Here is a 21,450-nt window from a genome sequence, read left to right on the forward strand (position 1 = left end):
TCCACTTCGATCCCCGGCGTGCATGAGACACGCCGGAGCTCCAGTTGGTCGCCGCTTACCGCGAATTGCAGGTAGGTGCGCCATCCACCCTCGCGGGATCTGACGCTGAGGGTGAACTCGGCAGGGACCTCTCCCGCACCGAGGGACGCCCTCGGGAAGCCACCCCAGTCTTCGTAAGGGGGGCGCGATAGGTCCCATCCGGGCCAGCCCTCTAGCATCAGCGTCTCCGAGTTCGTCTCCACACCGTCAACAGTAACTAATCGGTAAGGCATTGGCAATACCTTACCAGTGAGAATCTCCGAAATCGACAAGATAGATCGGGTAGGTAACGGTAAGTACTTGGATAGGCTTGGGGTATGAAGTCTTCCGAGCTGCTCGACCTTTCAAGAGTGCGGCGCATGGCACTCGACGGCACCGCTGCGCGCCTGAGGCAGGCCGCGGGCCTGTCCCTCAAGGAGGTAGCCGGGCCCGTGGGCGTGACCGTGACCTCCGTATACCGGTGGGAGAAGGGATTGCGCGCCCCCCGGGGCGAGGCGGCGATCCGCTACCTCCGCGTCCTCGACGCGCTGGCGAAGGTGGTTGACGCCAGATGAGCCTCAACGACCTCCGGGCCAGCACCGCCAACGTAATCTCCGTGGCCCAGGCGGCCGCCGCGCTCGCTGACCTCGAAGGCCACCGCCCAGATGAGCGCACCGTCCGGCGCGCATGCGAGGACGGCCAGCTGCCCGCCATCCGACTCGGCAAGCGCATCCTCATCCCTCGTCTCGCCTTCCTTGCCATCCTCGACGGCACGCCCGAGCGGAAAGGGAACACGCCGAAGCCATGACGCCCAGCGACCGCGCCACCCGGTTCGCGCCATTGGATGATGGCGACGAGTGGTGGCTCATGACGGATCGCGAACGGCGGATCTGGAATGAGGCCCGCGCCCTTGAAGACACCACCGCATACTGGCGGGGCTGGCTCGACCGCGACGCCCAATGCTGTGCCGACCACGCCACGGTCGAGAACCGGATCGACGCCGCGGCCCGCCTGTTCCTCTTGATGGACGCCGAAGAGGCCCACCGCCGATCGGGGGTGCGACGATGAGCGCGGACCTGTACGCGGAGGAAGAGGCCGACCGGCGGGCCGCGCACGACCGGCTGGCCGAGCAGGCCCAGGAGTCCCCTTTCACGGACGGCGGCGCGTTCATCTTCGACCTCCCCGCCGAGACCCCGGCAGTGTGGGGCCGCGGCCAGAACGTCCTCTGGGCCGAGGGCGAGTCCACCATGATCGTCGGCCCGCCCGGCGTCGGCAAGACCACCATCACGGGCCAAGTCGTCCGGGCCCTCATCTTCGGCGGGACGGTCCTCGGATACCGGGTCAGGCCGCAGGGCAGGATCCTCTACCTCGCCATGGACAGGCCCGCACAGATCGCCCGCTCGCTCAAGCGCCAGTTCTCCCCAGACGACCGTGAGGCCGTCTCGGAGAACCTCGTGGTCCACAAGGGCCCCCCACCGGCGGACATGGCAAAGAACACCGACATCCTCGTCCAGATGTGCCGTGCCGCCCGCGCCGCCGTCGTCGTCGTCGACTCCCTCAAGGACGCCGCCGTCGGGCTGTCCGAGGACGCCGTCGGCGCCGGGTGGAACATCGCCCGCCAGAAGGCCCTCGCCGCCGGTGTGCAGGTGCTCGAACTCCACCACCAGGTCAAGCGCGGCGCCAACGGCGAGGCGCCCACCACCCTCGCCGACGTGTACGGTTCCGCGTGGATCACCGGAGGCGCCGGATCCGTGATCCTCCTCGCCGGCACCGCAGGCGACCCCATCGTCGAGCTCCGCCACCTCAAGACCCCAGCCGAACCTGTGGGCCCCTTCAAGGTCATCCACGACCACGACCGCGGGCAGAGCACCGTGTGGCACGCCGCCGACCCCATCGACATGGCCCGCGCATCCAAGGGCGCAGGAGTCGAGGCCACAGACCTCGCCAAGGCCATGTTCTCCAAAGACCGGCCCACCGCGAACGAGATCGAGAAGGCCCGCCGCAAGCTCAACAGCCTCGTCAGGTCCGGCCACCTCGTGATCGTCGAACGCCACTCAGTGCTCGGCGGCGCCGCCCGCAAGGCCTACGTCCTGGCCACCCACGACGACGACGAGAGCACCCACGCGAGCACCCACGCACCCCTCTTCGGCAAACCACCCACGGAAGACCCAGAGCACCCACGCGAAGGTCAGGAAACCGCATGAACAAGCCCCACGCGAGCACCCACGGCACCCACGCGCCCACCACCCACGTTTTCACCCCCTCCTGTAAGGGGGGTGAAAGCGGTGCCGGCCGACCGTGACTCCCAAGCCGTCCCGGCCGACTGGCCCGAACCCCCATGGCTCAAAGTCTTCAACCGTCGCGAACTCGCATGGCTCGCCCACCGCCTCGACGCCACCAACCGCGAGCTCCGCATCACGATCCAACGACTTCGCGCCGAACTCGACAAGGAGCCCCAAGCATGACCATTGACGGGTACGCCGCCGACCACCGCGCCGAACGACCAGAAGTCATCGCACGACGCGAACGAGACGCCCTCAAAGCACAACTCGAACAAGCCATCCACGCCGCCCGCCACTGGCACGCCTGCTACATCCGAACCCGAGCCTCACTCGAACGGATCTACCGGCAGACCCACCCCGAGCCGAGCATCCAAGGGCTAGAACAGTGACCGGCGTGAAGAACCCGGTGGTGCCCGCAGCGCAGGCCCGGCTTGGCCGTGCCGTCGAGTTGCGGGTGAAGGGCTGGACGCTCCAGCAGATCGCCGATGAGCTCGGCTACTCCAGCCTGGGCAGCCTGTCGGGGCAGATCCGCAAGGTGTTGCGTGGCCGGTTGGAGGAGCGGGGCGAGGCACTGCTGCAGCTTGAGCTTGAGCGGCTGGACAAAGCGGCGGCGACGGCGGACGCGCTCATGGACTCGCGGCAGACCCCGCTCACGAGGGCGCGGGGCATCGAGGCCATGGTCAAGGTCTCGGAGCGCCGGTCCAGGATGCTCGGCCTCGATCACGCGGAGCGCAGGGCGGACGCGGTGGCGGCCGCCGCTGTGGACCGGGCCACCTTGTTGAGCATCGCGGCGGCGGTGAACAGGGCATTTGCCCGCGTGGACCTCACGGCCGAGCAGGTTGAGGCGCTGCGGCTCGCGGTCGCGGCGGAGCTGGAGGCCCTCGACACGGCGGCACCCGTCGACGTCGTGCCCGGCGAGGTAGCAGACGATTAGGACCCGTGGTCACACCTCCCGCCGGGCGTGATCCCAGCAACGGCGCGGCAGATCCGGCACACGACGGCCGCACGGCCGCCACTGATACCAACCCCGATACTCCGAGGGCGGATCGCCGGATCGCGGCGCGCCGCCGACCTCGCCGACTGACCGCACACCCCACACAGCCCCACCAAGCCCGCCAGCGCCACGCTGGCGGGCTCTCGCATGCCCCGATGCCCAAACACCCACACCACACCCACGGAGGCTCTACCATGCCGCTTTTCTCCGACCTCGCCGACGCGTTCCGGCAGCCCGCCACGCCCGTCTGGCGTGACATCGCCAGACCCGAACAGCTCCCACCACCGGGCGACTGGCTCGTCTGGGCCATCATCGCAGGGCGTGGGTTCGGCAAGACCCGCACCGGCGCCGAGGCCACGATCGAGCGTGCCCTCGCCGAGCCGGGCGTGCGCATCGCCCTGGTGGGCCGCACACCGGCGGACGTCCGCGACGTCATGATCGAGGGCGAGTCCGGCATCATCGCGTGCTCACCCGAGGGCATGCGCCCACTGTATGAGCCCAGCAAGCGCCGCCTGACCTGGCCGAACGGGTCCACGGCGTTCGCCTACTCCGCCGAGGTCCCGTCGCAGCTCCGCGGCCCGCAGCACGGCTTCGCGTGGTGCGACGAGCTCTCGTCGTGGTCGGATGCGCGGAAGGGCGACGCGGTGGACACGGCCTGGTCGAACTTGACCCTGGGGTTGCGCCTCGGGTCGGACACGCGGTGCGTGGTGACGACGACTCCGAAGCCCAACGCCCTGACCAAGGCGATCCTAGGACGGGCGTCCACGGTGGTCACGCGCGGCAGCACGTACGACAACCTCGCCAACATGGCTCCGGCGTTCCGTGAGCAGGTCCTCGCGGCGTACGAGGGAACCCGGATCGGGCGGCAGGAACTGAACGGGGAACTCCTGGAGGACGTCGAGGGCGCCCTGTGGACGCTGGCGATGCTGGAGGAGGCCCGGCTCATGGGCGCGATGCCGGATCTTGAGCGTGTGGTTGTGGCGGTGGACCCGTCCGGCGGCGGCGACGAGCAGGGCATCGTCGCGGCCGGGAAGGGCGTGGACGGCCTGTTCTATGTGTTGGCGGACCGGTCGTGCCGGCTGTCGCCCAATGGGTGGGCGCGGCGGGCGGTGCAGGCGTTCCACGAGTTCGCGGCGGACCGCGTGGTGGCTGAGAAGAATTATGGCGGCTCGATGGTGGAGTCCACGATCCGCACGGTCGCGGCCGACGTGCCGGTGACGATGGTGACGGCGACGCGGGGCAAGGTCCAGCGTGCGGAGCCGATCGCGGCCTTGTACGAGCAGGCCCGTGTGCGGCATGTGGGCCTGTTCCCGGAGTTGGAGGAGCAGTTGACGTCGTGGACACCGGCGTCGGGCGGGTCCCCGGACCGGCTCGACGCCCTGGTCTGGGCGTTGACGGATCTGTCCCGTGGCGGCGGGCAGGGGGCGGCGTTCATCGAGTATCTGAGGAGGGACGCGGAGGCGCGCGGCGTGGTCGTGGCGGACACGATGCGGTCGTGGCGGGACCGGGTGCCGCGCCGGCCGGAGGGCGGGGACGTGGTGCCGTTGCGCCGGGCAAAGTGACGGGAGACGTCCGCGCGGGTATCTCGGGCGGGCCTTGACATTTGGGGTAACGCTTGAAAGGATGGGAATAGTCATAGTGGGAGTCCTGTAGGGGGCTCCTTTTTTCATGCCTTCCCCCCACCCCTTTCTGAGCCCTCGGAGCGAATTCGCGCCGGGGGCTTTTTCTGTGCCCAGAGGAGCAGCCGTGCCCACGACCCCAGTGACTTGTCGCCTTGTGACGACCGACGACCTCGCCGTGGTTCTCGCGGTGTCCACCAGGACGATCCGGCGGCTCCGCGCCGCTGGCGTCATCCGGCCTGTCCCGGGGTTCTCCCGGGCCCTGCGGTGGGACGTGGACGCGGTGGTCGCGGCCCTGAATGCGGCGAATGGGCGCACCGCCGGCGGTGCGGAGTGAAGAACTGGGGGCGTGTCGTGGACGAGGTAGTCGGCCGCGTCGGGGCCGGGCACGAGGGCGCGGGCCCGACCCCGGACCGCGAGATGCTCCTCGGCGCGGTCGCGGAGCTGGAGGCCATCGTGCAGGCCATCGACGCCACCCCACGGGTGAGGCAGAACCGTGCCGAGCGTGCCGCACGGGCCCGGTGCGAGGACATTTTGCTCGGGTTCGCGGCCGGGTGGCTGGTCGGCGTGACGGAAGACGGCGCCGATGTGCCGTGGGCGGGGGTGCGCTGACGTGGCTGGTTTCCTTCCCCCGGTGGTTGTTGAGTTGCGTGCGAACGCTTCGCAGGCGATCGCGGAGATGGGCCGTGTGCAGGCGGCGATGACGGCGACCGCGGCCAGTGCTGAGGCGCAGTCGGCCCGTGAGGCCGCCGCCGCTAGGGCGGCGGCCGCGCAGGCCGCCACGCTCGCGCAGGAGAAGAAGGCCGCGTACGAGTCGGCCGCGGCCGCGCAGGTCGCCGCCGCGAAGGAGGGCGAGGACGCTCAGATCGCCGCGACCGAGCGGACCAAGCTCGCGCAGGCCGAGTACGCGGCCGCCGCGCAGGCGTCCGCGCAGGCCGACGCCCGGGCTGTGGAGGCCATGGCCGCCGCCCACGAAACCTCCTCGGCCCGGGTGTCGCGGGCGTGGTCCACGGTGAAGAACACCGCGAACATGGTCGCCACGTTCACCCTCGCGGGGGCGGCGATCATCGGTGCCGCGTCGATCAAGATGGCCGCAGACTTCCAACGCGAGACCGAGCTCCTCGTCACCGCCGGCGGGGAGTCCCAGTCCGCACTGGAGTCGGTGCGGTCGGGGATCCTGAACATCGCCACCAGCACGGGCACGGCGACGTCCCAGCTCGCGGCGGGCATGTACGTGATGGAGAAGGCCGGGTACCGGGGCGCCGACGGGCTCAAGGTGCTACAGGCGGCGGCGGAGGGCGCGAAGGCCGAGAACGTGGACCTCGCGACCATGACGCAGGCCGTGACGGACGTGATGCTGGATTACGGCAAGGGCGCCGACCAGGCCGTGTCCGTGACGAACGGGCTCGTGGCCGCGTCGGGTGCGGCGAAGACCACGATGCAGGACTTCGCGGCGTCCATGTCGCAGATCATCCCGACTGCCGCGAACGCGGGCCTGTCGTTCGCGCAGGTCGGCGGCGCGTTGGCGACGATGACGCAGCACGGCGAGTCCGCGCAGCAGTCCGCGCAGAACCTCTCCAACCTGTTGTTCCAGTTGGAGAAGCCCTCCAACGTGGCCTCCCACGCGCTCCAGCAGATGGGCATCGACGTGACTGCCCTGTCCGCGAACCTCGGGGACGAGAACGGCGGCATCGGCCTCCTCGCATCGCTGCAGAGGATCGACGCGCAGATCAAGGCGCACATGGGTCCCGACGGGCAGGTCGTGCAGGACGCCATGAAGAACTCCGCGTCCGCCACGGCGGACCTCCAGACCATCATCGCGAAGATGCCCCCGAAGCTCGCCGAACTGTCCCGCGGGTTCCTCGACGGGTCCGTGTCGCAGACGGAGTACCAGAAGGGCTTCAAGTCCATGGGCGGCTCCGCGGACGCCCTCGGGAACCAGTTCCTCTCCCTGTCCAAGTCCACGTTGGGCGTGAACGACATCATCAAGTCGGGGAACCCGGCCATGCAGACCTACGTGGCCGCGTGGAACAAGGCGGCCGGCGGGATGACGGGTGCCCGGACGGCCCTGATGCTCCTGATGAACAACTCGAAGCAGTTCGAGGACAACATCAAGACGATCACGGCGGCGGAGGACCAGAACGGTCAGCACATCTCCACGTGGGCGCAGACCCAGTCCCTGTTCACCACCCAGTTGGACATGACGGTCCAGTCGGCGGAGAAGCTCGGGATCGAGCTCGGGGCGAAGCTCCTCCCGGCGGCGCAGGGTGCCCTGTCTGGGATCGCGGACCTGTTCCACGGGTTCGAGGAGGGCAACCCGGTCCTGTGGGGCACGGTGTACGCGCTGGGCGCTGTGACGGCCGCCGTAGTGGGTGCGAAGATCGTCGGCGGGCTCGTGTCGATCTCGAAGTCCATGATCGCGCTCGGCGCGTCCGCAGCCACGGGCATGTCGCAGTTCATCAACGGGTTCCGCAACGCGGACGCGGCCGCGTCGTCCTTCACGGGCAAGATGGGCACCCTCGGCGGCGCGGTCCGCGGTGTCCTCCCCGCACTGTCGAAGCTCGCGATCGCCGCGGCGGCCGCGGGCCTGGCCATCCAGGGTCTGGAGGCAATCGACCGGACGTTCGGCTCCCACGGTCTGGCCCCGTCGTTGGAGCAGACCACGAACGCCATGCTCCAGTTCGGTTCCGCGACTGACGGGGTCGATAGCCTGTTCCAGAAGTGGGATACGGGGCTCCTCACGACCGCCCCGGCGAAGGTCCACGACCTCGGGACGGCGTTCGCGTACCTCTCGGACGGCGGCAATCAGGTCGTGCACAGCATCGTGGGCGTGACGAACGGGTTCGCGGGGCTCTTCGGCGGCCACATCACCGACGGGGTCGAGCAGATCCAGAACCGGATCAGCGGTCTCGGCCAGTCGTTGGGGCAGATGGTGCAGGGCGGGTCCATGCAGGCCGCCGCGCAGGGCTTCGACCAGATCGCCCTCGCCGGGGCGAAGTCGGGCAAGAGCACGCAGGACGTGCTGAACATGATGCCCGCGTACCGGGACGCGCTCCTGTCGCAGGCGCAGGCCGCGAACGTGGCACTGTCCCCGGAGGAGCTCCTTGAGTTCGCGATGGGCCGCATCCCGCAGAAGATGCAGGAGGCGGCGAAGTCCACGGGCGATTTCGTGGACGAGGCGGGCCGGATCCGCCCCATCACCCCCGACCTGAAGAAGTCCCTCGACGACGCGGGGGTGTCCGCGGACGGGCTCGTCACCGACCTCGGCAAGGTCGTGGACGGCATGTCCGCCGCCGGGATGGCGACCGTGTCCACCCGTGACGCCACCTCCCGGTTCTACCAGGCCGTGAACGATGCGAAGACCGCCACTGCGGACCTCGCGAAGCAGGGTGTGGACCTGTCCGGGGCGCTGAACCAGCAGAAAACGGACTTCGACCTGACGACCGCCGCCGGGCAGGCCCTCAACGCCAAGTTCGAGGACGTGAAGAACAGCGGCCTGACCATGGCGAAGTCGTTCGCGGGGGACGGTGTCAACGCACAGCAGGAAGTGCAGGGCGCACTCCAGCAGACGTACAACAACCTCGTCACCACCGCGAACGGGATGGGCATCACGGGTGGCGCGGCCGACGACCTCGCACGCCGCATCCTCGGCATCCCCACGGGTGTTACGACGCAGGCGTGGCTGGACGACTACGCGTCCTCGAAGGCCGCGGAGATCACGAATGCGATCAACGCTATCCCGACCTCGCACCTGACCACGGTCACGATCGCGTACACGGAGACCGGGAACCCGGGCACCGCAGGGGCGGGTGTGGTCCACGCGAACGCGGCGGGCGGGTACCAGGCCTTCGCCGGGGGCGGCGCGGTGGGGGTGTACCCGTACGGGGGCATGCTCACCGGCCCCGGCACGGGCATCTCCGACTCGATGCTGATCCGCGCCTCGAACGGGGAGTTCGTGACCCGTGAGGCCATGGTCCAGAAGTACGGGATCGAGACGTTCACGGCCCTGAACAACGGGTCCGCACCTGTGGCCGCGGTCCACGCCGCCATCAGCGGCCGCCCGGTGGGTGGGGGCGGGCAGACCGTGAACGTGTACGCGACCACCAACGCATCCCCCGACGATATCGCCCGAGCGGTCGGCTGGACGCTCCGGACCCTCAACTAGGCAGTAGCAGTGAACACGAAGGAGACCCCCATGACCACCAGCGATGATCTGCACGCCTTAGCCTTGATCCACCGATCGGGTGTTGGGTCCGGCGGTCCTGTGCGGGCGGTGGATGATGGATGTTTCGGGCAGGGGTGGGGGCGCGGCCTCGCTGCCGGCGGTGTTCCACTTCTGGTGCTGTTCGGGGCCTCGCGGGGCCAGGCTGCGTCTTCCTAGGGCATGGACGGCGGGGCGTGGGCGGCGGTGAAGAGCTGTTCCCATGCGTTCTGCCAGGGCCAGTTCGCCGGCAGCCGCAGCCGGATCTTCCGGGCGCTGGCGGCGATCCGGGCCGGGAGGTTCACGAGCTTGCGGCGGATGGTCCCGGTCCTGGCTTTCGCGAAGGGGCCGGCGGCCAGGGTCCCGGCCGCGCGGGCGAGGTTGAAGGCCATCACCGCCGCGACGAGCCAGGCCGAGTTCGCCGCGAACTTCCCCGAGGGCAGGTGCGCCAGGGCGCTGTCCTTCAGGTCGGCGTGGACCTGCTCGATGACCGCATGGGCACGGTGCGTGGCATCGGCCGCGACAGTGCCCAGGTCCTGGGCGGGGACGGTGGTGAAGAAGGCGTGGTGCCGGTGCGTGTCGAACAGGGTCCCCTGCCCGTCGGGGGCCTTGGGGTTCAGGTCCGGGATGCGGCGCACGACGAGCCGCCCGGTGACCTGTTCGGCCTTCTTCCGCGAAGCGAAGGCGGTGAAGGGGACCTCGGCGACCTCCGCCCGGGAGATCCAGGTCCCGGCGGCCTGGTCGAAGACCGCATCGGTGTACTCGATCGCCGTCCAGGCCTCCGATGGGATGGCGGCGATGGCACGCTTAACTGCCGGGTCCAGGCGCACCGTGACCGAGACCTCGGCCCCTGCCGCGAGGGCGGCGGCGACGGTGGGGTGCCCGTAGAACGCCGAGTCGGCCCGGACCAGCGCCCTCCCCGGCGTCCCGGCGCGGCGCAGGGCGGAGAGGGCGTCGGCGACCAGCCGGGACGCCCCGCGCGGGGACGCCGCAGCGCCCTTGCGCAGCCGCTGGGCCAGGATCACCGGCGCGCTCTGGGCCGTGGTGGCGGTGGCCAGCAGGGCGTTGAGCCCGCGGACCCCGGAGTACCCGAAGCCAGCGCCCTGCTTGGCGTGGCCGTGGACCTCGATGATCGTGTCGTCGACGTCCACGAACACGAACTCCCCGACGGCCGGGGCGTCCAGCAGCGGAGCCCGCGCGGCGAGGTTCGCCAGGAAGCGGGCGGCGACCGCGTCGAGCTGGCGGACGTGGCCGAAGGCGAACGCGCGCAGGAAGGAGCCCAGGGTCGAGGGCGCGTAGCAGGCCTTGAAGAGCCTGCCCATCCCGCCGTGGCGCAGCAGGGCCATGTCATCGATCGAGTCCGCCCCGGCGACCATCCCGGCCACCAGCGAGGCGATCTTCAGGCCCGCGTTCGCGCCCTTGTCCGTCGGCACGCTCAGATGCGCGTCGGTCAGGGCCCGGAGCCCTGCGGCCTCGGCCAGGCGCATCACCGGCAGCAGGCCTGCCGCGGAGACGAGGTTCGGCTCGTCGAAGGACACCGCCACCGCGGCCTGACTGTGGGAAACTTGCACCTACGAGATGCCCTCTCATCCTCAGGGAACTGGTTCTGTCGCAAGTCCAATTCTCCCCGGGATGGCGGGCATCTTGCCCTTAATTACGCCACGCCGCCACGAACCCCATCGGTGGATCAAGGCTTAGTGAAGGCCCGCCTCACCCCGACCGAGGCCGACGGCTCCTCCCAGATCGACGGCGGGGGGTACGGCGACGACTACCGCGTCATCCCCGGCACTGACACCATCCAGGCCCCGGCCGAGCCGAAGCACGCGTGGGATGCCGCGAACGACGAGACGAACGCCGAGCTCGCCGCCGCACGCGCCCAGTACGCGGCCGTCTCGAAGGATCTCGCCGCCCGGCTCCACCCCGGCACGCGCCACGTCCTCGCCAAGAGGGTGACGACCCGATGACGGACACGGGGAAGACAGCTGTCGCGCACCTGCGCGAGACCGGAAATCCGTTCCACGTCAAGCCGGCATGGCTCCCCACGACCCTGCGGGACAGCGAGGCGGCCGCCGCGGTCCCCGCGACGCTGAACGCGGAGGGCGAGCCGGGCGTCGCGATCTTCGGCGACTCGCCGGGCCCGCGGATCACGCTTAACCGCGAGGCCGCCGAACGGCTCGCCGACGAACTCGACGAAATCCTCGCACGATTCGAAGAAGGAGACTGACCAATGGCAACTGTGAAGGTCATCATCGACGCATCCCCCGGCTGGACCGAAGCCCGGTGGACCAAGAATCTCGCCGCCCTCCTCGGGCCCTGGGGCACCCTCGCCGCCGGGCGGATCAACGGTGCGTTGGAGATCCGGCTTCCCGCGGCCGCGCCCGTCGCGGCCTCCGCGCTGGCCCCCCTCGCGGACCTCGACGCGCAGGGCTTCAAGGTCGAGTACGTCCTGCCGGACGGCGTGCACGGGCCCGAATGGGTCACCGCCCTCCGGGCCGCAGGGGTGTCCCTGTGAGGGGCCTCCGCCGCCGCGCCGCCGCACCCGAACCCGTGGTCCCGGCCGCCGACGAGACAACAGCCGCACCCGCGGAGCCCACCGCCCGGGACCTCCTCGACGCCGCCACCGCAGCGGCACGCGCCGCCGAGCAACGACTCGCCGAGGCGTCCGCCGAGCACGCGGCAGCCGTGGCCGCACACGCGGCCGCCCGGGCCGCCTACGTCGACGGGGACCCCGCAGTGGGACCAGCGGACATCGACGCCGCCGACGCCCGGGCACGGCACGCCGGGCTCGCCGTGGAGGCCGCCCAACGCGCTCACGAGCGGGCCCAGGAGGACGTTCGCCGTGCCTCGTGGCCCGTGGTACTTGAGGACCACCGCCTCGCGATGGGAGAGGCCGACATCGGTGCGGCCCTCGCCGCCATCTTCCCGACCGTGAAGGCGCACCTCGCGGCCGTTGAGACCCTCGTGACCGAGGCCATCGCGCCAACCCTGGTCCAGAACTCGGCGGTGGCCGGGCTCGCCAGCTACCTCCAGTTCGGCGGGTACAGCGACCCGGAGGACAAGGCCGCGGGCGCGTACCATCCCGACGCCCCGCACAGAAACTGGGTCACGGCTGGCGGCCGGGGCGGCGCGCACGTCGACGCCGAGGCGGCCGCCGCCGCGTGGCTCAAGAACGAGGTGGGGCTGGACGAGTGGTTCGCGCGGATCTGCCGCGCGGACCCGGCGTCGCGGTCGCGGGTCGAGGCGTTCCTCGGCGCGCTGGGCGCCTGACCGCCCTCTCACAGCACGAGGCCCCCCACCATCCGGTGGGGGGCCTCCCTGCTGCTGTGTACCGGGGCCCGCCGGCGATGCGGGGGGACAGTCCGGCGGGCCCTCGGCTGAGGATATACCCTACTCGGTGTCCTCGGGGCAGGTCGCGAGGAGGGCGCGGGCCCACGCCCGCACCGTGGCGGCGGGGTAGTTCCCGGTTCCGGGGTGCCCGTCGAACCAGACGGTCACGCCGTCGGTGGCGGTCCACACGGCCTGAGCCGATGGTCCGTCCTCGTCCTCGGCGTCGAGCGGGATCGGCAGGATGTACCGTGGCGTCCCTGCGAGGTCGGAGCCCTCGGGGTCGTAGATGAAACCGGCGGGGGCCGACTCGGGGTCACTGTGCTGGGTTGTGGTCATGATCATGTGCCTTCGGTTCTTGGGGTCAGTGGTTGATCGTCGGGAGCGCCCAGCGGGCGCGGGGAAGGCGGCGGGGGGACCGGCGCAGCTCGGCCGCCTCGGCGCGCATGGTCACGCGCGGATCGTCGGGCATGGCGTCGGCATGGCACCGGATCGCGGCCGCCTCCAGCATCACGCACTCTGAGAACTCGGCGGCGGGCCCGAGCGGGCACGGCCGGTCCCCGTCGGCCTCAACGGAGACCATCGTCCCCCCGCTAGGGGTCCAGAAGATCCGTGCCGTCAAGGTGCCGTCCTCCGAGGTGATCGTGGGGCCAGCGTAAAGCAGGTCCCCGTCCGGGTCGCTGTCGGACACGAACCCGGACGGCGGGACCATATCGGCGAGGTCAGCGTCCAGCAGTGCCGCGAACTCCAGGTCTAGGGATGTGGTCATCGTGGATCTTCCTTCCGTGCAGTGTTGTAGGGTGTGTGACTCTCGATGCGGTCGAGCAGGCGGCGCGGGGAGGGGAGGTCTCCGAGGTTCAGCACGAGGAGGTCATCCGAGCCGCGGTAGCCGATCGTCACGACCGGCAGCTCGTCGGTGAGGGAGGCGTGCAGCGCGTCGCCGCGTTCGGCGAGTTCGGAGATGTGGGTCCAGGTCATGACGGCACACACCCTCCGTGATACTCCGCGTGATACTGCCGCGCGTGCTTTTGGATGCCCCACGATGCACCCCGCCCCTGTGTCGGTGTCAGCGCTCCCGCAGGATCATGCGGGTAGATGCGGGTCCTGTCGCTGGATGTATCACTGGGGCCCGGAGTTCGAGTCCCACCTCGGGCACCCTTCGAGAAGGAGCTCCGGCACGTCCGGGGCTCCTTCTCTTATAGGATGTTGGCGGAGCAATTGCCTCCATCTGTCAAGGGCTTGCCCTTGAACGTCAGATGAACACGAGGTGCCGGGGAGTTGCCCATCAGCCTCACCACGACCTGAGGGGACCTCGGGTGGACATCACCACCATGATCGTGCTGGTCATCGCACTGGCGCTCTTCTTCGACTTCACCAATGGCTTCCATGACACGGCCAACGCCATGGCCACGCCGATCGCCACGGGCGCGATCACCCCGCGCAGGGCCGTGGCCCTCGCGGCGGTGCTGAACCTCGTCGGCGCGTTCCTCTCCACGGAGGTCGCGAAGACTGTTTCCGGCGGGCTCATCCGGGAGGGCGCAGACGGCATCCACATCACCCCGGAGATCATCTTCGCGGGCCTGATCGGTGCCGTGCTGTGGAACATGTTCACGTGGCTTCGGGGGCTCCCGTCGAGTTCGTCGCACGCGTTGTTCGGCGGGCTGATCGGTGCCGCGGTGGTCGGGATCGGGCTGTACTCGGTCAACTTCGCCACGGTCGTCTCCAAGGTCATCCTGCCCGCGGTGGCGGCTCCGCTCATCGCGGGCGCCGCCGCCTGGCTGTGTACGCGGATCGCGTATGCCGTCACGGCGCGGCGGGACACGGACACCGGCGAGAAGCTCAAGCAGGGCCGGGGAGGCTTCCGGATCGGCCAGGTGTTCACGTCGAGCCTCGTGGCCCTCGCCCATGGCACGAACGACGCCCAGAAGACCATGGGCATCGTGACGCTCGTCCTCATCGCCGGCGGTCTCCAGGCCCCGGGCACCGGTCCCCAGGCATGGGTGATCGTGACGTGCGCGCTCGCGATCGCGCTCGGCACCTACGCCGGAGGCTGGCGGATCATCCGCACGGTCGGGACCGGCCTGACCGAGGTGCGCCCGGCGCAGGGCTTCTCCTCCGAGGCGAGTACCGCTGCCGCGATCCTCGCCTCCTCGCACCTCGGCTTCGCGCTCTCCACGACCCAGGTGACCAGCGGCGCCGTCATCGGCTCCGGGCTCGGCCGCCGCGGGACGACGGTGCGGTGGGGGACGGCCGGCCGGATCGCCCTCGGCTGGCTCCTCACGCTCCCCGCCGCCGCCGTGGTCGGCGCGGTGGCCGCCCTGATCATGGCCCTCGGGATGCCCGGCGTGGTCATCGTCGCGGTCGTCGGGCTGGGCGCGATCGCCTGGATGTTCGTGCTCAACAACCGCCAGAAGGTGGGCCACCACAATGTGGTCGAGGTCGACGGCGCGGCCGATGCCGTGAGCTTCCCGCAGAAGCGCCCGCGCCGCCTCAAGGGAGGTACCCGATGATCGACTGGGGGGCCTTCGTGATCGTGGCCGTCGCCACGATCCTCGCGGCGGGAACCACGGTGCTGCTCTTCTCGCTCGGAATCCGGCTCGGGAGCGAGTCCAGGGATCCGGCCCGTGCCCGCGCCCACGCCGCACTCAGGACCGCGTCGGTGGCGAGCTACGCCCTCGCGGGCATAGCGGTCCTCTACGGCGTCTATCTGGTCATCCCGTACTTCCACCGCTAGCCGCACTGCGGCCTGCTGTTCGGCCCGATGCGGCTGGCTCCGGCCCACCCCCGTGGCTAGGCTGAGACTCATGTCCGACTTCGTGTACTTCGTGGGGAGCAGTCTGGACGGCTACATCGCGCAGGACGACGGTGGGCTGGACTGGCTCGAGAAGTTCAACGGCGTCGACGGCCTGGGGGACTCCTACCGGTCTTTCGAGGAGGGCGTCGGCTGCGTGGCCATGGGAGGAGACACCTATGAATGGATCCTCGCCCATCAGCCTGGCGTCTGGCCCTACAAGGTGCCCTGCTGGGTCTTCACGCACCACGAACTGGGCACGGTGGACGGCGCCGACGTCGTCCTCGTCCGAGGCGACGTCGACACGTTCGCCGACGAACTGCGCCGGGACGCGGGGGACAAGGACGTCTACATCGTGGGCGGCGGGGCCCTCGCAGGGGAGTTCCTCGCGGCTGGGCTGATCGGCCGGATCGTCCTCACGATCGTCCCCGTGGCGCTCGGCGGGGGAGTGCCCGTGCTCGGCGGTAACCCCCTCCGCGTGCCCGTGGACTTCACGCTCGAGGGCCTCACCGAGCGTGCGGGCACGGTCGAGCTGAGGTACGCGAGGGCGGCCGGCGACCCAGCCTGACCTAGGGCCGCAGGGGCGCGGGGTTATCGCGCAGCAGGTTGGTGATCCGCGCCGTGGAGAGCCGCCGCCCTTCCTCATCCGTGATGACGATCTCGTGCGTTGTGAGCGTGGACCCGAGGTGGATCGCGGTGCACGTTCCCTTCACGACCCCGCGCGCGGCGGCACGGTGGTGAGTTGCATTGATGTCCACCCCGACGGCGTGGCGGCCCGGTCCCGCATGGCACCACGCGGCGAACGAGCCGAGCGTCTCTGCCAGGACGGCGTGCGCGCCCCCGTGGAGGATCCCTGCGACCTGGGTGTTGCCGGCGACCGGCATGGTGGCGACGGCGCGCTGCGCCGTGAGCTCCTCGAACACGATGCCCATCTTGACCACGAGGGCGCCCACGCCGCGCGCGGCCAGGAGCGGCCGCAGCCCTTCGGGGATCCCCGCGGCCTCGAGTTCGGCCGCATGGTCGGCCTCCCCTGGGGCGGCAACAGGGGCGGGGGAGGGCTCGGTGAAATTGTCGTGCATGGCCACTAGGCTGGCACCCGTGACTGAAACCAGCAAAACCCTCACCGCGCCTGCCCCCTCGACCACCGCGACGGCGGCAGCGGGGGCACGCGCAGGACGCCAGGGGCGGCTGCTGGTCCTCGACGGCCACTCGATGGCCTTCCGCGCGTTCTTCGCGCTCCCTGCGGACAGCTTCGTCAACGCCGCCGGCCAGCACACCAACGCGATCCACGGGTTCACGTCGATGCTCATCAACCTCATCCGCGACCAGGAGCCCACCCACGTGGCCGTGGCGTTCGACGTGAGCGACGAGACGACGCACCGCAAGGCCGAGTACAGCGAGTACAAGGGCGGCCGCAACGCGACGCCGCCCGAGTTCGCCGGGCAGATCGACTACATCAAGCGCGTCATGGCGGCGCTCGGGGTCCGCACGCTCGAGCTCCCCGGCCACGAGGCCGACGACATCCTCGCCACGCTTGCCGCGCAGGGCCGGGCCGCGGGGTACGAGGTGCTGCTCGTCTCCGGCGACCGGGACACGTTCCAGCTCGTGAACGACGACGTGTCCGTCCTGTACCCGCGCAAGGGCGTGAGCGACCTGCCGCGCATGGACGCGGCGGCGATCGAGGAGAAGTACCTCGTGCCTCCGGCCCGGTACCCCGATCTCGCCGCCCTCGTGGGGGAGAGCGCGGACAACCTGCCGGGCGTGCCCGGGGTCGGTCCGAAGACTGCGGCCAAGTGGATCGCCCAGTACGACGGGCTCGAGGGCGTCCTCGCCCACGCGGGGGAGATCAAGGGCAAGGCGGGGGAGAACCTCAGGGAGAACCTCGAGGCGGTGGAGCGCAACCGGCGGCTCAACCGCCTCCTGACCGACCTCGAGCTGCCGCTCACGCTCGATGACCTCGCCGATCCGCGGCCCGAGAGATCCGCGGTCGAGGCGCTCTTCGACGAGCTCGAATTCAAGGCCCTCCGCACCCGCGTCTACGACATCTTCGGCACCGAGGGGCCCGAGGAGACTGCGGATGCCTTCCATGTCCCGCCGCACGAGACCGTGGCGGACGACGGCGCCCTGGTCGCCGCCCTCGCTGCCCTCGCCGAGGGCGCGGGCCCGGCACCGATCGCCGTCGCGGTGCGGACGGACGGCGCGAGCCCCCGCCCAACCGCGGAGGCCGTGGTCCTCGCGAGCGCGGAGCGGGCCGTCGTAGTCCCGCTCGACAGCGGCATCCCCGCGCCCCTGACGGCCTGGCTCGCGGACGCCTCGGTGTCCAAGGCGGTTGCCGAGCTCAAGGAACTGGCCAAGGCCCTGCGCGGGCTCGGCGCGGAGATCGCCGGGGTCGTGGACGACGTCTCCATCTCGGGCTACCTGGCTGAGCCGGACCGCCGCTCGTACGCGCTCGGGGACCTCGCCCAGCACCACCTCGGCATCGAGCTGGCGGCCGGTGCGCAGCAGACCGGCCAGCTCGCGCTCGACCTCGCCGGAGCGGAAGCCGCCGCCGCCGCGCTGGTCCGGGAGGCCGCCGTCGTGCGCGCACTCCACGAGGTGCTCGCGCCGCAGCTGGCCGAGCGCGGCGCGACGGCGCTCCTGAGCGACATGGAGCTGCCGCTCTCCCGCGTGCTCCTGGACATGGAGTGGGCAGGAATCAGCGTCGACGAGCCGCAGATCGACGCGCTCCTGGACGAGCTCGGCGCCGCGAGCGAGCAGGCGGCCGCTGCCGCGTACGAGGCGATCGGCCACAAGGTCAACCTCGGCTCCCCGAAACAGCTGCAGACCGTGCTGTTCGAGGAGCTCGAGCTGCCCAAGACGAAGAAGATCAAGACGGGCTACACGACCGACGCGGCATCCCTCAAGGAACTCCTGGACAAGACGGGGCACCCGTTCCTCGCCTCGCTCATGGCGCACCGGGAATCCAGCAAGCTGCGCCAGATGGTCGAGACGCTCAAGAAGGCCGTCACCAAGGATGGCCGCATCCACACGACGTACGCCCAGACGATCGCCGCGACCGGGCGGCTCTCCTCCAACAACCCGAACCTGCAGAACATCCCGATCCGGTCCGAGGAGGGCAGGCGCGTGCGGGACGTGTTCGTCGCGGGCGAGGGATACGAGTCGCTGCTCTCGGCGGACTACTCCCAGATCGAGATGCGCATCATGGCCCACCTCTCCGGGGACGAGGGGCTGATCGAGGCCTACCGTGCGGGCGAGGACCTGCACCGGTTCGTCGGGTCGAGGATCTTCCACGTCGAGCCCGCGGACGTCACGAGCGAGATGCGCTCCAAGGTCAAGGCGATGTCCTATGGCCTCGCGTACGGGCTCTCCTCGTTCGGCCTGTCGAAGCAGCTCGAGATCTCCGTGGACGAGGCCCGGACGCTCATGAAGGACTACTTCGACCGGTTCGGCGCCGTGCGGGACTACCTGCGCGGCGTCGTCGAGCAGGCCCGGCAGGACGGCTACACCCAGACCATCTTCGGGCGCCGGCGCTACCTCCCGGACCTCACGAGCCCCAACCGGGCCCACCGCGAGCTCGCGGAACGGATCGCGCTCAACTCCCCGATCCAGGGCTCGGCCGCGGACATCATCAAGCGCGCCATGATCGGAGTGGAGGGACAGCTCGACGAGCGCGGGCTCGGCTCGAGGCTGCTGCTCCAGATCCACGACGAGCTCGTGGTCGAGGTGGCCCCCGGGGAGGAGGCCGCGGTCCGCGAGATCGTCGAGTCGCAGATGGGTTCGGCCGCCGAGCTGAGCGTGCCGCTCGACGTTCAGATCGGAGTCGGGCGGACGTGGAACGAGGCGGGACACTGATGGATGAGCTGCACGGGGGGCGCTACGAGATCCGCAGGTTCCGCGCCGAGGCCGGGGACGGGCCGGGCTTCGCGCGGACGGCGGAGTGGATCCGTGCCGTCAACTATGGGTTCTACGAGAAGGCCGCGGGCCAGGACCTCGTGCGCCGGATCGTGGACGCGTACCTCGCCGACGACCGCGAGCTCACAGGCGCGTATGAGCTGGGCGGCCCGACGGTCCCCGGCTTCACGGCGGACCGGCCCGTCGCCACATTCGGCACATTCCGCAAGACGCTCAACGTCGGCTACGGGCGGCTCGTGCCCGCGCACCTCGTCACCGCCGTGACGGTGCGCACGGACCACCGCCGCCGCGGGCTGCTGCGGCAGCTCATGGGCGAGGACCTCGCTCGCGCGAAGGCCGACGGCGTCCCGGTCGCCGCGCTCACGGCGTCTGAGGCCTCGATCTACCGACGATTCGGGTACGGGGTGGCGACACTCGAGCGCCGTGTCACGGTCGAGACGGGCCCGCGGTTCAGGCTCGCCGTCAAGCCGGCCGGCAGGGTCGTGTCGGTCGATCCGCCGGCGATGCTCGACCTCGCGCCGCAGATCTTCGCCCGGGCACACTGGGCGGTCCCCGGGTCGATCGGCCGCCAGGAGCGCTACCGGCTCCGCGCGGCCGGGCAGTGGGCGGACGAGACGGGCGGGACGGACAGCGCCGCGCGCGTCGCGGTGCACCTCGACGAGGAGGGCCGCCCCGACGGCTACGCCGCGTACTCGTTCCGCGGGTGGGCGCACCAGACACCGACCATGGAGCTGCGGGACCTCGTCGCAGCGACCCCCGACGCGTACCTGGGACTGTGGGAGTTCCTCGGCTCGCTCGACCTCATCGAGCGGGTCTCCTGGAACGAGGCGCCCGCCCACGACCCCCTCCCGTGGGCCCTCGTCGACGCCAGGGCACTCAGGGCCGAGGAAACCCAGGACATGCTGTGGGTGCGGATCCTCGACGTGGAGGCGGCACTCTCCGCCCGCCGCTTCGCGCACGACGACGCGCTCGTCCTCCGAGTCGACGACCCCCTCGGCCTCACGACCGGCAGGTACCGGCTCACGGTGGCCGACGGCGAGGGAAGGGTCGAGCGGCTCGCAGACGAGGATCCGGCCCCGGACGACCTCACGATGGACATCGCGGAGCTCTCCTCCGTGTACGTCGGCGGGGTGAGCCCCGTGATGCTCGCCGAGGCTGGACGGATCCGGCTCGGACAGCAGGCCCCGGAGGCCGCCCTCATGCTCGAGCGGATGCTCGCCGTCGAGCGCGCCGCGCACTGCTTCACGCACTTCTGATTCACGCGCCGTTCACCCGCCGTCTTCCGGCGCCGGTAGGCTGGGGGATCGGAGCCGGAAACCGGCTCCGATCCCCCTCGCACCACCACCGGAGCCCCCTGTGCCCACGCGCCGAAGCGTCCTCATGCTTGTGCCCGCCCTCGCGCTGACCGCCTGTGCGGCGCCCCGTGCCATCGAGGCCGGTGCCGTCAAGGCCGGCTCGACCGAGCCCGGGGCGGTTTTGGCCGGCGCAGTCCCGACGGGACCTGCCCCCTCGGCCCCGGGACCGGGCGCGCACCCGCCGACGGGTCCCGCGGTTCCGCCGCGTCCGTCCCTCGAGCAGGTCACAAGGCAGTTCGGGGGGCGGAGCCCTCACGCCTGGGGGCTCGACGTCCCCGGCGTCGTGACCCGATCGGGTTCGGGATCGGTCGCCCTGACCTTCGATGCGTGCGGCGGTCCGTCGGGGGCCGGGTTCGACCAGCGCCTCATCGCGACGCTCCGGAAGAACAAGGTCCCCGCGACGCTGTTCCTCAACGCGCGCTGGATCGCCGCCAACCCCGGGCCCAGCGCCGAGCTCGCGGCGGATCCGCTGTTCGAGCTGGCCGACCACGGCAGTGCGCACCGTCCGCTGTCGGTGAGCGGGCGCGCCGCCTATGGGATCCAGGGCACTGGCACGCTCGCCGCCGCGTACGAGGAACTGGTCTCCAACCGCCCGCACCTGGAAGCGCTCGTCGCGCGGCCGTCGTCGTGGTACCGCCCGGGGACGGCCTTCTACGACGAGGTCTCGGCGGAGCTGGTGCGCGCGCTCGGTCTCGTCCCGGTGAACTTCTCGGTCAACGGCGACGGCGGCGCGACCTTCACGGCGGTGCAGGTGGCCACCGCGGTGGGAGGCGCCCGCGCCGGGGACATCGTGATCAGCCACATGAACCGGCCCGGCTCGGGTACGGCTCCGGGCTACGAAGCGGTGCTGCCGCGCATGCTCGAGCGCGGTGTGACGTTCGCCACCCTCTCGGGGGCCGGCATCTCACCCGCCTGAGGCGTTCGTAGTGAACCGGCACGGGTTTCCTGCCGCTT

At 70.7% G+C, this 21,450-nt stretch carries 26 protein-coding genes; 21 read left to right on the plus strand and 5 right to left on the minus strand.

The window, feature by feature from the left end:
• Positions 1 to 356 precede the first annotated feature (356 nt).
• The 11 genes from SCMU_RS09580 (at position 357) to SCMU_RS09630 (ending at position 9,078) form a co-directional block, all read left to right on the plus strand.
• Entirely contained in the window at positions 357 to 593 is a 237-nt protein-coding gene (locus SCMU_RS09580) for a helix-turn-helix domain-containing protein (RefSeq protein WP_229232736.1), read from the plus strand.
• Positions 590 to 826 (plus strand): helix-turn-helix domain-containing protein, encoded by a 237-nt coding sequence (locus SCMU_RS09585; protein ID WP_229232737.1) that lies wholly within the window; start codon positions 590 to 592, stop codon positions 824 to 826. The genes SCMU_RS09580 and SCMU_RS09585 overlap by 4 nt, the downstream gene beginning before the upstream one ends.
• Positions 823 to 1,086 (plus strand): hypothetical protein, encoded by a 264-nt coding sequence (locus SCMU_RS09590; protein WP_229232738.1) that lies wholly within the window; start codon positions 823 to 825, stop codon positions 1,084 to 1,086. The genes SCMU_RS09585 and SCMU_RS09590 overlap by 4 nt, the downstream gene beginning before the upstream one ends.
• On the plus strand, positions 1,083 to 2,222 hold the full coding sequence (locus SCMU_RS09595) for an AAA family ATPase (RefSeq protein ID WP_229232739.1): 1,140 nt from the start codon (positions 1,083 to 1,085) through the stop codon (positions 2,220 to 2,222). Before SCMU_RS09590 ends, SCMU_RS09595 begins: the two co-directional genes overlap by 4 nt.
• An 81-nt stretch (positions 2,223 to 2,303) precedes the next feature.
• On the plus strand, positions 2,304 to 2,483 hold the full coding sequence (locus SCMU_RS09600; RefSeq protein WP_229232740.1) for a hypothetical protein: 180 nt from the start codon (positions 2,304 to 2,306) through the stop codon (positions 2,481 to 2,483).
• Entirely contained in the window at positions 2,480 to 2,689 is a 210-nt protein-coding gene (locus SCMU_RS09605) for a hypothetical protein (RefSeq protein WP_229232741.1), read from the plus strand. Before SCMU_RS09600 ends, SCMU_RS09605 begins: the two co-directional genes overlap by 4 nt.
• Positions 2,690 to 2,694: 5 nt before the next feature.
• The gene (locus SCMU_RS09610) at positions 2,695 to 3,234 is read left to right on the plus strand and encodes a hypothetical protein (protein ID WP_229232742.1); all 540 of its coding nucleotides are present in this window, start codon (positions 2,695 to 2,697) and stop codon (positions 3,232 to 3,234) included.
• 254 nt (positions 3,235 to 3,488) lie between these two features.
• Positions 3,489 to 4,856, plus strand: coding sequence for a DNA-packaging protein (locus SCMU_RS09615; protein WP_229232743.1), 1,368 nt, complete (start codon positions 3,489 to 3,491; stop codon positions 4,854 to 4,856).
• Between the two features lie 184 nt (positions 4,857 to 5,040).
• Positions 5,041 to 5,250 (plus strand): helix-turn-helix domain-containing protein, encoded by a 210-nt coding sequence (locus SCMU_RS09620; protein ID WP_229232744.1) that lies wholly within the window; start codon positions 5,041 to 5,043, stop codon positions 5,248 to 5,250.
• Between the two features lie 17 nt (positions 5,251 to 5,267).
• Positions 5,268 to 5,525 (plus strand): hypothetical protein, encoded by a 258-nt coding sequence (locus SCMU_RS09625; protein WP_229232745.1) that lies wholly within the window; start codon positions 5,268 to 5,270, stop codon positions 5,523 to 5,525.
• A gap of 34 nt (positions 5,526 to 5,559) precedes the next feature.
• Positions 5,560 to 9,078: a phage tail tape measure protein gene (locus SCMU_RS09630; RefSeq protein ID WP_229232746.1), complete on the plus strand. Its 3,519-nt coding sequence runs from the start codon at positions 5,560 to 5,562 to the stop codon at positions 9,076 to 9,078.
• Between the two features lie 212 nt (positions 9,079 to 9,290).
• On the opposite strand, the gene SCMU_RS09635 is transcribed toward SCMU_RS09630, so the two are convergent.
• The gene (locus tag SCMU_RS09635) at positions 9,291 to 10,685 is read right to left on the minus strand and encodes an IS1380 family transposase (RefSeq protein WP_229230975.1); all 1,395 of its coding nucleotides are present in this window, start codon (positions 10,683 to 10,685) and stop codon (positions 9,291 to 9,293) included.
• Positions 10,686 to 10,811: 126 nt separating this feature from the next.
• On the opposite strand from SCMU_RS09635, the gene SCMU_RS09640 reads away from it, so the two are divergent.
• From SCMU_RS09640 to SCMU_RS09655, 4 genes are read left to right on the plus strand one after another with little or no spacing between them, the layout of a single operon-like run.
• On the plus strand, positions 10,812 to 11,078 hold the full coding sequence (locus SCMU_RS09640) for a hypothetical protein (RefSeq protein WP_229232747.1): 267 nt from the start codon (positions 10,812 to 10,814) through the stop codon (positions 11,076 to 11,078).
• Entirely contained in the window at positions 11,075 to 11,338 is a 264-nt protein-coding gene (locus SCMU_RS09645; RefSeq protein WP_229232748.1) for a hypothetical protein, read from the plus strand. Before SCMU_RS09640 ends, SCMU_RS09645 begins: the two co-directional genes overlap by 4 nt.
• Positions 11,339 to 11,341: 3 nt before the next feature.
• Complete coding sequence (locus SCMU_RS09650; protein WP_229232749.1) at positions 11,342 to 11,626, plus strand: hypothetical protein; 285 nt, start codon at positions 11,342 to 11,344, stop codon at positions 11,624 to 11,626.
• Entirely contained in the window at positions 11,623 to 12,381 is a 759-nt protein-coding gene (locus SCMU_RS09655) for a hypothetical protein (RefSeq protein WP_229232750.1), read from the plus strand. The genes SCMU_RS09650 and SCMU_RS09655 overlap by 4 nt, the downstream gene beginning before the upstream one ends.
• A 120-nt stretch (positions 12,382 to 12,501) precedes the next feature.
• Here SCMU_RS09655 and SCMU_RS09660 read toward each other — a convergent pair whose 3' ends face one another.
• Genes SCMU_RS09660 through SCMU_RS09670 form a run of 3 tightly spaced genes read right to left on the minus strand, consistent with a single transcriptional unit; the run spans position 12,502 to position 13,416 of the window.
• Positions 12,502 to 12,777: a hypothetical protein gene (locus tag SCMU_RS09660; RefSeq protein ID WP_229232751.1), complete on the minus strand. Its 276-nt coding sequence runs from the start codon at positions 12,775 to 12,777 to the stop codon at positions 12,502 to 12,504.
• Between the two features lie 25 nt (positions 12,778 to 12,802).
• Positions 12,803 to 13,207 carry a hypothetical protein gene (locus tag SCMU_RS09665; RefSeq protein WP_229232752.1) on the minus strand — a complete coding sequence of 135 codons (405 nt, stop codon included), beginning with the start codon at positions 13,205 to 13,207 and terminating at the stop codon, positions 12,803 to 12,805.
• Positions 13,204 to 13,416 carry a hypothetical protein gene (locus tag SCMU_RS09670; protein ID WP_229232753.1) on the minus strand — a complete coding sequence of 71 codons (213 nt, stop codon included), beginning with the start codon at positions 13,414 to 13,416 and terminating at the stop codon, positions 13,204 to 13,206. The genes SCMU_RS09665 and SCMU_RS09670 overlap by 4 nt, the downstream gene beginning before the upstream one ends.
• A 338-nt stretch (positions 13,417 to 13,754) precedes the next feature.
• Here SCMU_RS09670 and SCMU_RS09675 point away from each other — a divergent pair, with 338 nt between their 5' ends.
• The 3 genes from SCMU_RS09675 (at position 13,755) to SCMU_RS09685 (ending at position 15,797) form a co-directional block, all read left to right on the plus strand.
• The gene (locus SCMU_RS09675; protein ID WP_229232754.1) at positions 13,755 to 14,948 is read left to right on the plus strand and encodes an inorganic phosphate transporter; all 1,194 of its coding nucleotides are present in this window, start codon (positions 13,755 to 13,757) and stop codon (positions 14,946 to 14,948) included.
• Entirely contained in the window at positions 14,945 to 15,172 is a 228-nt protein-coding gene (locus tag SCMU_RS09680; protein WP_229232755.1) for a hypothetical protein, read from the plus strand. The genes SCMU_RS09675 and SCMU_RS09680 overlap by 4 nt, the downstream gene beginning before the upstream one ends.
• A gap of 70 nt (positions 15,173 to 15,242) precedes the next feature.
• The gene (locus tag SCMU_RS09685) at positions 15,243 to 15,797 is read left to right on the plus strand and encodes a dihydrofolate reductase family protein (protein WP_229232756.1); all 555 of its coding nucleotides are present in this window, start codon (positions 15,243 to 15,245) and stop codon (positions 15,795 to 15,797) included.
• A 1-nt stretch (position 15,798) separates the two neighbouring features.
• Here the strand turns inward: SCMU_RS09685 and SCMU_RS09690 are convergent, their stop codons facing one another.
• Positions 15,799 to 16,308: a hotdog fold thioesterase gene (locus SCMU_RS09690; RefSeq protein ID WP_338027605.1), complete on the minus strand. Its 510-nt coding sequence runs from the start codon at positions 16,306 to 16,308 to the stop codon at positions 15,799 to 15,801.
• Between the two features lie 133 nt (positions 16,309 to 16,441).
• On the opposite strand from SCMU_RS09690, the gene polA reads away from it, so the two are divergent.
• From polA to SCMU_RS09705, 3 genes are all read left to right on the plus strand, one after another.
• Positions 16,442 to 19,081 carry a DNA polymerase I gene (polA, locus tag SCMU_RS09695; RefSeq protein WP_443020297.1) on the plus strand — a complete coding sequence of 880 codons (2,640 nt, stop codon included), beginning with the start codon at positions 16,442 to 16,444 and terminating at the stop codon, positions 19,079 to 19,081.
• Positions 19,081 to 20,397: a GNAT family N-acetyltransferase gene (locus SCMU_RS09700; protein ID WP_229232758.1), complete on the plus strand. Its 1,317-nt coding sequence runs from the start codon at positions 19,081 to 19,083 to the stop codon at positions 20,395 to 20,397. The genes polA and SCMU_RS09700 overlap by 1 nt, the downstream gene beginning before the upstream one ends.
• Positions 20,398 to 20,497: 100 nt before the next feature.
• Positions 20,498 to 21,412, plus strand: a complete 915-nt coding sequence (locus SCMU_RS09705; RefSeq protein ID WP_229232759.1) for a polysaccharide deacetylase family protein — start codon at positions 20,498 to 20,500, stop codon at positions 21,410 to 21,412.
• Positions 21,413 to 21,450 lie beyond the last annotated feature (38 nt).

Origin of the sequence: Sinomonas cyclohexanicum (genome assembly GCF_020886775.1) — a bacterium.
Taxonomy (GTDB): Bacteria; Actinomycetota; Actinomycetes; order Actinomycetales; family Micrococcaceae; genus Sinomonas; species Sinomonas cyclohexanicum.